We start from the raw sequence: 12,528 nt of genomic DNA on the forward strand, positions 1-12,528 counted from the left end.
CATTATGGCGGGTTCTTTTTTGTAGGCTTTTTTCTCAAACTATGTAGCTATTTAGGATAATAGGAATAAGTCGAAGAACTTCACTGTGAAATTTTGCCCCTTAATTAGGTATAAAAGCTTGCAGTAGGCCATTTACATAAGGTAATAAAACGATACAAAAACAGCCTTTGCAATATTTATACTATTTGTACATGAAGGACACATCATCCTCATTTTTCGTTTAGAAATGTCTTTCAACATAAGTTTGAGAGACAATTTTAGTCTATATATGGAATCATGAAGGATAATTACTGCTGCATTAAAAACATAATCCGCTACATTAAAACAAACTTAGAATAAATCGGGAAAAAGTAGATTGAAAACTTTATTTATATTAAAATAATATTAGGTAATTCATAATCTATTTTATTTTATAAAAATTGCAATCGTTTACAAAGAACAAAGGGGGTTTAACAGGTAATGAATGTAAAGGACATAAAGCAAAAGAACTTTACTGTTCATTCCATAGAAGATTGGGAAGAAGCAGTTAAACAATCACTAAAGGGTAGGGGTATATCAACTAAAGATACGTATGAAAATATTGCTTTGAAACCTTTATATACAGTTGAAGATATTGATCAAACAAAAATAGAGCAGATTCCTGGTACAGGATTACATACAAGAGGATTCGATGAGCTTGGAAGGAAGCAGTTTGGATGGAAAATTGCCCAACAAATAAAGAAAAGTAGCTGGGAAGATCTTTACCCGATGCTTCAAAATTTTATGCAAAGAGGGCAGGAAACCATTGTATTTGACGTCGATCAAGTCGAGGATTTTGATCAAATTAATTTTTTGGATCTAAAAGGAATTGAGTTTAGAAAGGTACCTCTTTTCTTACCAACAAAGAACCATTTTAAAGGCTTGTTGGAAAAACTGTTGAGGCATCCAGAGAAGGAAACTATAAACGGTTTTGTAGGAACCGATATCATTTCACGGAAAATTGCTAAAGGGGATATAGTGAACCTGGATGATAGGGAATTGAATGAATGGATCATACAAATCAAGCGAGCAGATAATGAGTTTCCAAAATTAAAAACAATATTAATAGACACAGCCCCCTATCATAATGCTGGGGCAAATGCTATACAGGAAATTGCCATTGCTCTTGCGGAATCGATATTTTATATAGAAAGCTTAAAGGATGAACAATGGGAACCAGCAAGAATTGCTGAAAAACTAGTTTTTCACTTTTCAATTGGTGCGAACTTTTTTATGGAAATAGCTAAGCTTCGCGCATTTCGCAGATTATGGTCTACAGTAGCAAATGCTTATCAATTACCTAAAGAATATCAGCATGTGACCACTAGTGCAGAAACTTCATCATTGACGAAATCCATTTTGGATCCATATGTCAATCTCTTAAGAGCTGGAAACGAAGCATTCGCGGCAGTAATTGGTGGGGTTGATTTTCTTCATGTCGCAGCATTTGATGAGGCTTATACAGAATCAAATGAGTTCTCAGCTCGGATTGCAAGAAATATTCAATGGATCCTAAGAGAAGAAGCTCATTTAAGTAAAGTCATCGATCCTGCAGGCGGCTCTTATTATATTGAATCCCTTACGAATGAAATTGCCGGTAAAGCATGGGAGCAATTTCAATTAATCGATGCGAAAGGTGGAATAATTGACGTTCTTAAATCAGACTGGATTCAAAATGAAATCAATCAAGTATTGGAAAAAAGACAGAATGCAATAGCTACTGGTAAGCAATCATTAATTGGAACCAATGTGTATGTTAATTTAGCAGAACCAATCACTTTCCCAGCTGAATTTCATAAACACAATGCGAACACTTCAGTAAATAGATTATCTGAGCCATTTGAAAGGCTAAGAAAAAAATCTTATCAACTAGAACAAATGGGAGTACCTCCTCAAGCTGGAATAATCTGTTTAGGACCATTAAAGGATCATAAAGCACGTGCAGATTTTGCAACTGGCTTTTTAGCTTCTGGTGGGATAAAAGCTACATGGAGCAAGGAGTGCATGAATATAGATGATATGCAAACCTTCATGAGAGAAACTAACTACCCATATTATTGTGTTTGTGGAAATGATGATGTTTATCAATTATTTTTAGGGAAATATGAAACTTGGTTTTCAAAAAATAATAGAAAACCTATCATTGATATTGTTGGGAATATTACAATTGAAGTATTTTCACAACTGAAGAATAAGGGCATCTCTGGATCAATTAATAAAAATCAAAATAGGATCGAAAAATTAACCACGTTGTTGTCATTATGGGAGGTGGAATAGGTGGGGAATAAACCAAATTTTCAAATCATTGAACCAGAATTAATGTCTGCTCTAAAACGGTATGACACCCCTTCGATAACGAAGGACCAATTATTTGAAACGAATGAAAAAATCTCTATTCAACCACTTTATACCAAAAAGGATATTCAAGGACTAAACCACTTAGATGATAAACCAGGTTTGGTTCCGTATACGAGAGGTCCGTATCCTACGATGTATGTAAATCGTCCTTGGACAGTTCGCCAATATGCAGGATTCTCCACTGCTGAAGAAAGTAATGCATTTTACAGAAGAAATTTAGCGATGGGACAAAAAGGATTATCTGTTGCCTTTGATTTAGCCACACATCGAGGATATGACTCTGATCATCCGCGCGTTGTTGGTGATGTAGGAAAAGCAGGGGTTGCTATCGATTCAATCTTGGATATGAAGATTCTCTTTGATGGGATTCCTCTTGATCAAATGTCCGTCTCTATGACAATGAATGGTGCAGTTTTACCAATTTTAGCATTCTATATAGTAACTGCGGAAGAGCAAGGAGTACCACCAGAGAAACTTGCTGGTACGATTCAAAATGATATTTTAAAAGAATATATGGTTCGTAACACGTATATCTATCCTCCTGAAATGTCTATGAAAATTATTGCGGATATATTTGAATATACATCAAAAAAAATGCCGAAATTTAATAGCATTTCAATATCAGGTTACCATATGCAAGAGGCGGGTGCACCGGCAGATCTTGAATTAGCTTACACATTAGCGGATGGATTAGAGTATGTTCGAACAGGTTTAAAAGCAGGGATTGATATCGACTCATTTGCTCCGAGATTATCGTTCTTCTGGGCTATCGGTATGAATTATTTTATGGAAGTGGCAAAGATGCGTGCAGCGAGAAGAATTTGGGCACAATTAATCCAACCTTTTGAACCTAAAAACAAAAAGTCACTGGCACTACGAACACATTCGCAAACATCTGGGTGGAGTTTAACCGAGCAGGATCCTTTTAATAATGTAACAAGGACTTTGATTGAGGCACATGCAGCAGCAATGGGACATACACAATCACTTCATACCAATGCACTTGATGAGGCCATTGCACTACCAACTGACTTTTCTGCAAGAATTGCCCGTAATACGCAACTATATTTACAGGAGGAAACAGGGATTACAAATGTTATTGATCCTTGGGGAGGCTCCTATTATGTTGAATCTCTAACAAATGAATTAATGAATAAAGCATGGGAGCATATTGAAGAGATTGAAAGTCTAGGTGGAATGACAAAGGCGATTGAAACAGGCTTACCAAAAATGAGAATAGAAGAAGCCTCCGCAAGAAGGCAAGCATACATCGATTCAGGGAAGGAAACGATTATTGGTGTGAATCGGTTTCGTTTAGAGGAAGAGGAGCCTCTTGATATTTTAAATATTGATAACACGGTGGTTAGGCAAAAACAAATTGAACGGTTGAAGCATTTAAAGTCATCGCGAAATGAAAATGATATTAAACTTAGTCTGCAAAAACTTACTAAGGCAGCAAAGAGTGGAGAAGGAAACTTACTAGAGCTTGCTGTCGATGCTGCCCGTGCCCGTGCTACATTAGGTGAAATTTCAGATGCGATTGAATCAGTTTCTGGAAGACATAAGGCGGTGATTCGTTCTGTGAGTGGAGTATATAGCTCGCATTTTTCAAATGAAGAGGAGATTTCCGAGGTGCAGGAAATGGCAGAGGGATTCATGGAGAATGAAGGACGAAGACCGAGAATATTAATTGCAAAAATGGGGCAGGATGGCCATGATCGCGGGGCTAAAATCATTGCAACCGCATTTGCGGATTTAGGGTTTGATGTGGATATTGGTCCATTATTCCAAACTCCGGAAGAAACAGCCAAACAAGCGGCTGAAAATGATGTCCATGTCATCGGTGTGAGTTCATTAGCGGCAGGACATAAAACCTTATTGCCACAATTAGTTGCAGAACTTAAAAAAATAGGTCGTGAAGATATAGTTGTCGTTATCGGTGGGGTGATTCCTGCTCAAGACTATCCATTTTTAAAGGAAAATGGGGCAGCAGCGATTTTTGGACCTGGTACAGTCATTCCTGTTGCAGCAGGAAAGGTGATTGAAGAAATTTATCATCGTTTAGGCTATGAGGAAGTGACGGATTAAATGACTAATTTAAATCGACCTGAATGGTCAAATGATGAACATGATACCTCATCCTATGTACCAGGGATTTCTTCCACACATGATGGATTTACGAAATCATCTAGAAAACTATTTCGAAAACGACTGAAAGAAGATCCCTCTGTGATTGATTTCGTACAAAGTATTTTACAAGGAGATCGAATGATTCTTTCAAAGGCGATCACGCTTATTGAAAGTAATGCACCCCATCATTTCGAAAAAGCTCAAGAAATACTTGGCGAATTACTGCCTTTTACAGGAAATTCAATTCGAATTGGCATTACTGGTGTACCTGGTGCAGGGAAAAGTACATTTATTGAAGAATTCGGTATGTTATTATGTGAACGAGGACATAAGGTGGCGGTACTTGCCATTGATCCAAGTTCAAGTATTAGTGGTGGCAGTATTCTAGGTGATAAAACAAGGATGGAAAGATTAGTAAAAAATGAAAATGCATATATTCGTCCATCCCCTTCATCTGGGACATTAGGAGGAGTACATCGTAAAACTAGAGAATCAATTCTAGCATGTGAAGCTGCAGGATTTGATGTGATTATTGTAGAAACGGTTGGTGTTGGTCAAAGTGAAGTGATTGTTAGAGGCATGGTTGATTTTTTCATGCTTTTGACTATTACCGGTGCAGGTGACCAGTTGCAAGGGATGAAAAAAGGAATTATGGAATTGGCTGATGCTATTGTTGTGAACAAAGCTGATGGTGATAATAAATCCTTAGCAGAAAAAACACGGAAAGAATACAATCAAATTCTTCATTTTCTTATGCCAGCTACTAAAGGATGGGAAACGAAAGCTTATACTTGCTCCGCTCTTTATGGAAATGGCATTGTAAATGTTTGGAATATAATTACTAGCTTTATGGAAAATACAAGTGAATCTGGAGCTTTTGCGGAAAGAAGGAAGCTACAAGCACAGGAGTGGATGTTTTCACAAATCACAGAAAGGCTAGAGCAGTCCTTTTTCCAACATTCTGAGGTGAAGAAACTACTTCCAATTTATAAAAAATCAGTGATTGAAGGAAATATAACCGTTACAAATGCGGTGAATGATCTTTTCCAATCCTATTTTAAAAAGGAGAAATAAAAATTATTAAACATAAAAAAAGGACAGCGAGCGATCGCTATCCAATAACATCTAGGGAGTTTAGGGGTATGGATCTAGATGTATTCATATCATACCCGCTTTAAAATTTCTTAAACCTTTTCCTTTACAAAAAATATCAAATGAGTGCTGATCTATTTTTGAAATTGATTATTTGTATAATTGAGGAAAAACCTGCTATGATGAATAGGAAGATTAATTGAGGTATGAAAGGAAGCGAGAAAATGAGTATGGATTTCAATCTATTCATGAATGATGTCGTCCGTGGTGCAAGGGAAGAGGCAACGGCATCTGGTTATAAAGAATTATTAACTGCAGAAGAAGTGGATGAGGCATTAAACCAAAAAGGGACTACTTTAGTCCTTGTCAATTCTGTTTGTGGTTGTGCAGGTGGAATAGCACGCCCAGCGGCTGCTCATGCGATTCATCATGATAAAAGACCAGATCATCTTGTCACAGTGTTTGCTGGACAAGATAAAGAAGCTACGGCAAAAGCTCGTAGTTACTTTGAAGGGTATCCGCCTTCATCCCCATCATTTGCTCTATTAAAAGATGGGAAGCTATTAACAATGGTTGAGCGTCACGAAATCGAAGGACATGATCCGATGTCTGTCGTAAATAAACTACAAGAATACTTTGATCAATATTGTGAGGAAATTTAATAGGTAATAAAAAAATCCGGTTAGCGACCGGATTTTTTTTATTATAAGACTTTTTTTGTATAGTTTGTTGCCTGTGTAAAAGCCTTATTATCGCCTTTTTCACATTCAGCTTTATAAGAACAATGTAATGCAAGGAATGATCGTTATTTAACATATTTTTATCAGTAAAATCAATACTTTAATAGAAACATGAGAAAAGAGGCAATTATAATAACCATGAGAGTCCCATTAATAAAGTAGAAGCCAGCATAACGATTAACATTAAATAGACTATAAATTTTTGCGTTTTTTTAGACATGTATACATTCACTCCTTATTTCAAGGATTCCTTATACATATTTTATTCACAAAAAGAAACGAAGACAAGCCATAAATAGAATTAAATAAGACGTTTTTATGAAAGATTGTATGAGTTGAAAGAGAAAGTAACGACTAAAAATATCAAATAATTGCAGGAAATTTGACACTTCATGTATAAGTATATATTGATACAACAAGGGGAGGGGTCATAATGAAAAAAGTGGATCATATTGGTATTGCCGTACACTCAATTGAGGACGTTTTGCCTTTTTATACGGAAACGCTTCCATTTACATGCTTACATATTGAAGAAGTAGATTCAGAAAAGATTCGAGTGGCGTTTATTGATGCTGGGAATGTAAAAATAGAATTATTGGAGCCATTAAATGAATCTAGTACCATTACTAAATTTTTAGAAAAACGTGGTCAAGGAATTCACCACATCGCTTTTGGGGTAGAGGATATTAATTCACGCATGAAAGAGCTTAAAGAAAAAGGAATAAAGATGATTCAAGAACAACCCAAGCTCGGAGCAGGTGGTGCTCAAGTCGCTTTTCTTCATCCAAAATCGGGACATGGAGTCCTCTATGAATTATGCGAAAAGCAAAATGAAAGATGAAATTTATACTTCAGGGAGAGAATGAAATTGACAGATATATATGAAAAAATCAATGAATTATATGATAAAAAAAGAGAAATCGAGCTCGGTGGAGGAGATGAAAAAATCGAGAAACAACATCAAAAAGGCAAATTAACAGCTAGGGAAAGAATTGATTTGTTAGTCGATCCAGGCACATTTGTCGAATTAAATCCTTTTATTGAGCATCGAAGCCATGATTTTGGTTTATCTGAGATTAAAGGTCCTGGTGACGGGGTTGTTACAGGATATGCTAAAGTAAATGGCCGTCCAATTTATTTGTTTTCACAAGATTTTACGGTCTTTGGCGGTGCACTTGGAGAAATGCACGCGGAGAAAATTGCCAATGTGATGGATTTGGCAGCAAAAAATGGTGCTCCTTTTATCGGTCTTAATGATTCTGGTGGAGCACGTATACAAGAGGGCGTCGTTTCCTTAGATGGGTATGGACATATTTTTTATCGAAATTCGATTTATTCTGGAGTCATTCCACAAATTTCAGTTATCATGGGTCCATGTGCAGGGGGGGCTGTTTATTCACCTGCTATAACTGATTTCGTTTTTATGGTAGATGAGACAAGCCAAATGTTCATTACCGGTCCAAAAGTAATAGAAACGGTAACAGGAGAAAAAATTTCCTCAGAAGATTTAGGCGGATCTAAAGTGCACAACTCGATTAGCGGCAATGCTCATTTTCGTGCTCAAAATGAAGAAGAAGTGTTGAGCATGGTGCGTACATTATTGACTTATTTACCACAAAATAATCATGAAAAAGCACCAATCCAACCGTTTGATGAGTCAAATGATTACCGACCTGACTTAACGGATGTGATTCCTTTCGATGCGATTAGACCGTATGATATTAGAAAGGTGATTGAACAAGTAGTTGATGATCAATCATTTTTTGAGGTTCAAAAGGAATTTGCTAAGAATATTGTTATTGGACTAGCACGTATTAAAGGGGAAGTAGTGGGGCTAGTTTGCAATCAGCCCAAGGTCATGGCAGGTGGTTTAGATATTGATTCATCAGATAAAGCCTCACGTTTTATTCGTTTCTGTGATTCTTTTAATATCCCAATCATTACATTTGAAGATGTAACCGGCTTTTTCCCTGGAATAAAGCAAGAACATGGCGGTATTATTCGACATGGTGCGAAAATATTGTATGCATATTCTGAAGCAACCGTTCCCAAAATTACCGTTATTTTAAGAAAAGCATTTGGTGGTGCTTATGTAGCTCTGAATAGTAAATCAATCGGTGCAGATCTCGTCTATGCATGGCCAAATGCAGAAATTGCCGTTATGGGTCCAGAGGGAGCTGCCAATATTATATTTGCGAAAGAAATTAATAGCAGTGATCATCCTGAGGAAACAAGAAAACAAAAAATTGAAGAATATCGAGAGAAATTTGCTAATCCTTATGTAGCTGCATCCCGCGGTATGGTTGATGATGTAATTGATCCGCGAGAAACTAGAATTAAATTGATACAAGCATTGGAAATGATGAGAAACAAAAAGGAAGAAAGACCATATAAAAAACATGGGAATATACCGTTGTAACCGAAGAACGCTTTTTATGTTTCAAGTTCAAGAATATTTCTTTCAAACTTGTCATAGTATGGATATAAAATGAGTATGTTTTTCCAACGAATATAATTTACAGATTACTTGCTTTTGCTTTATTACTCAAAAAAAGGGGGCTAATCTAGAATATATTGTAGAAGTACTTATTATATGTAGGGGTGATAATATTGAAACGACTGGGTTTTCTTATATTTTTAACTCTGCTTTTAGTTTCTTTTTCAAGTACAACAGTTCTAGGTGAAGGCTCCATGCTTGAAGATATTAATAAAGCGTTAAAAGACGAAGTTACATATTATGATAATCATTCTGTAAATGTGATTGACTCAATTGAAACCAATGTTCCTGTAATGGAAAATAAGAAAGAAACAGATAAAAATGTGAAAGTGCTTTTTGTCGCATTTAAGGAAGTACGTGGGGACATTTATTTCTGGGATAATTCGCAAATTTACTACTATGATATAGATAATAATCAGATTGTTAATTCTGCTGATGTTTTAGGAAATAAAGCAACAAGTGAATTTTTAAAAAACCATGAAAATGTCGGAGAGAAAAAATTGCGCACAGGATCATTTCTTTTACTCATGTCATCCATTTTTTTATTAATTCTTGCACCTGTAATTATTGCGTTTTTCCATAATGGAAGCAGATCTAATGAGCGTATTGTCATTTATAATAGTAAGAGAGTTCCGTACTAATCTATTATTAAGGAAAGCTGTGAATTTATATTGCAGACTTTCCTTTTTTTATGTCCTAGAAAGAATGTTTATTTGTCCATCCACTTATTTAGAGATATACTAATATAGAGAAGAATACATACATTTTTGGAGGTCTTTCATATGGCTAATCAAGAGCGTTTACTTAATGAATTTTTAGAATTAGTACAAATTGATTCTGAAACAAAAAATGAAGGAAATATCTCAAAGGTCTTAAAGAAAAAATTTAAAGATTTAGGTGTTGAGGTATTTGAAGATGATACGATGTCTCAAACTGGACATGGGGCGGGGAATTTGATCTGTACTTTAAAAGGTACAAAGGAGAATGTTGATCCCATTTATTTCACTTCACATATGGATACTGTCGTTCCTGGTAATGGTGTAAAGCCTTCGATTAAAGATGGTTATGTTGTAACAGATGGAACCACTATTCTTGGTGCAGATGACAAAGCAGGTCTTGCAGCTATGTTTGAAGCGTTGCGTGTATTAAAGGAAGAAAATATTGAACATGGTACCATTCAATTTATTATTACTGTTGGAGAAGAATCTGGTTTAGTTGGAGCTAAAGCATTGGATCGAAATTTAGTGAAAGCAAAATACGGATTTGCCTTAGATAGTGATGGAAAAGTTGGAAATATCGTCGTTGCTGCACCTACACAAGCAAAAGTAAATGCTACTATTCTTGGGAAAACAGCACATGCTGGTGTTGCCCCTGAAAAAGGTGTATCAGCAATTACAATTGCATCTAAAGCAATTTCAAGAATGCCTCTTGGTCGAATTGATGAAGAGACAACAGCTAACATCGGACGTTTTGAGGGTGGACAAGCAACAAATATTGTTTGTGACCATGTGACTATTTTAGCAGAGGCACGTTCACTAGTACCTGAAAAAATGGAAGCACAGGTGGCGAAAATGAAGGAAGCATTCGAACAAGCAGCAGTTGAAATGGGTGGTAAAGCTGAAGTGGATGTTCAAGTCATGTATCCAGGCTTTAAATTTGCTGATGGCGATTTAGTCGTTGAAATTGCGAAAAAGGCAGCAGCTAAAATTGGACGTGAAAGTAAGTTGGAGCAAAGTGGTGGCGGTAGTGACGCAAATGTCATTGCAGGATTTGGGATTCCAACAGTAAATTTAGCTGTAGGTTATGAAGAAATTCATACAACCAATGAACGCATGCCAGTTGAGGAACTTGTTAAGCTTTCTGAAATGGTTGTTGCCATTGTTGAAGAAGTGGCAGGCGCATAAAGATAAAAATGAATCAGGCCGCTACAGGCGGTCTGATTTAGAAATTATGTTTGGGGGATTATGATTGTGGATCTAAATGAACAAGCAATTGTATTTCAAGTTGGAAATGAAGAATATGGAATCTCCGTTGATCATGTTATTTCCATTGAAAAATTTGAACATGCAACAAGAATTCCTAATTTACCTGACTTTGTAAAAGGAATTGTGAAATCAAGAGGGGAACTTATTCCTGTTATCGATTTTGAACAAGTTCTCTATCAAACTACTTTACTGAATAATGATCAATCCAAGCTTATTGTTTTAAATACGGAGGAACTACACATAGGATTACTCGTAAAAGAGGCAAAGGAAATCTTAAACATTCCAGAAGAATCTTTAAAACAAATTGGTCTAATGGCCTATCAAAGAACTAAATATTTCCGGAGTGTTGCTAATCTTGAATCAAGATTAATTACGATGATTGATCCTAATTTATTAGTACAATCATTAGAAGGAATAAAAGATATTATTGAATATATGAAACAGCAAGAGATATAATGCATGTGAAAACATGCATTTTTACATGGAACAGGAAGTGAGCAAATGAAGCAATACTATCCAAAAAATGGACGGGTCATATTACATGTTGATATGAATAGCTTTTTTGCATCTGTTGAAATGGCCTATGATGCCTCATTAAAAGGGAAGCCAATTGCGGTTGCAGGTAATCCTGAGGAGCGGAAGGGCATTATAGTTACTTGTAGCTATGAAGCAAGAAAATTTGGTGTCAAAACAACGATGGCAGTTTGGGAAGCAAAGAAATTATGTCCTAAATTGATTATACTAAGACCGAATTTTGAGCGATATCGTGAAGCATCAGGTGCGATGTTTGATATTTTAAGACAATATTCTGATTTAGTTGAACCCGTTTCGATTGATGAGGGATATATTGATATTACAGAGAGCTATGAGCTTGGCACTCCGCTGGAAATTGCTACTAAAATTCAGAAACAATTATTAAATGAGTTGGATTTACCTTGTAGCATTGGAATAGCTCCAAATAAATTTCTTGCTAAAATGGCATCGGATATGAAGAAACCAATGGGCATTACTATTATGAGAAAAAGAGATATACCTGAAAAGATTTGGAAATTGCCACTAATTGAAATGCATGGAATTGGAAAAAAAACTGCAGAGAAATTAATGAATATAGGATTGCAAACGATTAAGGATTTAGCCTTTTCAGATGACAAGCAGCTTGAGAAGATACTTGGTATTCGAGGTATGAAATTAAAAGAACGTGCAAATGGAGTAGATTTGCGTATAGTTGATCCGAATGCAGCAAATGACTTTAAAAGTGTAGGGAGCTCGACCACATTACCGAAGGATTGTTCTAATCAACAAGAGCTTCTAAAAGTGCTTGAAAGGTTAGCATTAGAAACTGCCCAACGTTTAAAGAAGAAAAACTACTTAACGAAAAATGTATCCATTACAATAAGATACAAAAATCGCAGCACTATAACAAGAAGTCGAAAGCTAAATAATCCTATCATTCAGTTCAGTGATATTTATAATGCTGCGAAGGTACTTTTTATGAAGCATTGGAATGGCAACCCGATTCGTTTACTAGGGGTTACAGGGCAAGATCTTGTCGATCAGCAACATGCTGTTGAACAACTTAATTTGTTTTCCTATGAAAAGGCTGCAGTTAAAGAACCTTTATATAAAGCAATTGATCAATTACGCGAAAAATATGGTGAAAATGCAGTGTTAAAAGGTTTAAAAAACAATGACAGAAAGAAATAGCAAG

The 12,528-nt window shown here is 35.9% G+C and carries 11 protein-coding genes; 10 read left to right on the forward strand and 1 reads right to left on the reverse strand.

The genetic code is table 11. The features are described from left to right. Positions 1 to 459: 459 nt before the first annotated feature. The 4 genes from NST63_RS09930 to NST63_RS09945 all read left to right on the forward strand — a co-directional run bounded on the left by NST63_RS09930 (position 460) and on the right by NST63_RS09945 (position 6,260). The gene (locus NST63_RS09930) at positions 460 to 2,295 is read left to right on the forward strand and encodes a methylmalonyl-CoA mutase family protein (RefSeq protein ID WP_341041982.1); all 1,836 of its coding nucleotides are present in this window, start codon (positions 460 to 462) and stop codon (positions 2,293 to 2,295) included. A gap of 27 nt (positions 2,296 to 2,322) precedes the next feature. Then, the gene (scpA, locus tag NST63_RS09935; RefSeq protein WP_373312628.1) at positions 2,323 to 4,464 is read left to right on the forward strand and encodes a methylmalonyl-CoA mutase; all 2,142 of its coding nucleotides are present in this window, start codon (positions 2,323 to 2,325) and stop codon (positions 4,462 to 4,464) included. Then, on the forward strand, positions 4,465 to 5,580 hold the full coding sequence (meaB, locus tag NST63_RS09940; protein ID WP_341041983.1) for a methylmalonyl Co-A mutase-associated GTPase MeaB: 1,116 nt from the start codon (positions 4,465 to 4,467) through the stop codon (positions 5,578 to 5,580). Positions 5,581 to 5,822: 242 nt separating this feature from the next. Next, a complete protein-coding gene (locus NST63_RS09945) occupies positions 5,823 to 6,260 on the forward strand; it encodes a BrxA/BrxB family bacilliredoxin (protein WP_071976149.1) in 438 nt (145 codons plus the stop codon). A gap of 205 nt (positions 6,261 to 6,465) precedes the next feature. Here the strand turns inward: NST63_RS09945 and prli42 are convergent, their stop codons facing one another. Then, complete coding sequence (gene prli42, locus NST63_RS09950) at positions 6,466 to 6,558, reverse strand: stressosome-associated protein Prli42 (protein ID WP_152984711.1); 93 nt, start codon at positions 6,556 to 6,558, stop codon at positions 6,466 to 6,468. 213 nt (positions 6,559 to 6,771) lie between these two features. Here prli42 and mce point away from each other — a divergent pair, with 213 nt between their 5' ends. The 6 genes from mce to NST63_RS09980 all read left to right on the forward strand — a co-directional run bounded on the left by mce (position 6,772) and on the right by NST63_RS09980 (position 12,524). Beyond that, positions 6,772 to 7,179, forward strand: a complete 408-nt coding sequence (gene mce / locus NST63_RS09955; RefSeq protein ID WP_212943046.1) for a methylmalonyl-CoA epimerase — start codon at positions 6,772 to 6,774, stop codon at positions 7,177 to 7,179. Between the two features lie 27 nt (positions 7,180 to 7,206). Next, positions 7,207 to 8,757 carry an acyl-CoA carboxylase subunit beta gene (locus NST63_RS09960; protein WP_341041986.1) on the forward strand — a complete coding sequence of 517 codons (1,551 nt, stop codon included), beginning with the start codon at positions 7,207 to 7,209 and terminating at the stop codon, positions 8,755 to 8,757. Positions 8,758 to 8,948: 191 nt separating this feature from the next. Further along, positions 8,949 to 9,476, forward strand: coding sequence for a hypothetical protein (locus tag NST63_RS09965; protein ID WP_341041988.1), 528 nt, complete (start codon positions 8,949 to 8,951; stop codon positions 9,474 to 9,476). Between the two features lie 141 nt (positions 9,477 to 9,617). After that, complete coding sequence (locus tag NST63_RS09970; protein ID WP_212943039.1) at positions 9,618 to 10,739, forward strand: tripeptidase T; 1,122 nt, start codon at positions 9,618 to 9,620, stop codon at positions 10,737 to 10,739. 60 nt (positions 10,740 to 10,799) lie between these two features. Beyond that, a complete protein-coding gene (locus NST63_RS09975; RefSeq protein ID WP_212943037.1) occupies positions 10,800 to 11,276 on the forward strand; it encodes a chemotaxis protein CheW in 477 nt (158 codons plus the stop codon). Between the two features lie 45 nt (positions 11,277 to 11,321). Beyond that, a complete protein-coding gene (locus tag NST63_RS09980; protein WP_341041989.1) occupies positions 11,322 to 12,524 on the forward strand; it encodes a DNA polymerase IV in 1,203 nt (400 codons plus the stop codon). Positions 12,525 to 12,528: the final 4 nt, after the last annotated feature.

The sequence above is a fragment of the Heyndrickxia sp. FSL W8-0496 genome, assembly GCF_038007825.1.
GTDB lineage: Bacteria > Bacillota > Bacilli > Bacillales > Bacillaceae_C > Heyndrickxia > Heyndrickxia oleronia.

Excerpts from the sequence above, each read along its gene's own strand:
- NST63_RS09930 (WP_341041982.1), top strand. The coding sequence starts at position 460 with ATGAATGTAAAGGACATAAAGCAAAAGAACTTTACTGTTCATTCCATA.
- meaB (WP_341041983.1), top strand. The coding sequence starts at position 4,465 with ATGACTAATTTAAATCGACCTGAATGGTCAAATGATGAACATGATACC.
- NST63_RS09945 (WP_071976149.1), top strand. The coding sequence starts at position 5,823 with ATGAGTATGGATTTCAATCTATTCATGAATGATGTCGTCCGTGGTGCA.
- prli42 (WP_152984711.1), bottom strand. The coding sequence starts at position 6,558 with ATGTCTAAAAAAACGCAAAAATTTATAGTCTATTTAATGTTAATCGTT.
- mce (WP_212943046.1), top strand. The coding sequence starts at position 6,772 with ATGAAAAAAGTGGATCATATTGGTATTGCCGTACACTCAATTGAGGAC.
- NST63_RS09970 (WP_212943039.1), top strand. The coding sequence starts at position 9,618 with ATGGCTAATCAAGAGCGTTTACTTAATGAATTTTTAGAATTAGTACAA.
- NST63_RS09975 (WP_212943037.1), top strand. The coding sequence starts at position 10,800 with ATGATTGTGGATCTAAATGAACAAGCAATTGTATTTCAAGTTGGAAAT.
- NST63_RS09980 (WP_341041989.1), top strand. The coding sequence starts at position 11,322 with ATGAAGCAATACTATCCAAAAAATGGACGGGTCATATTACATGTTGAT.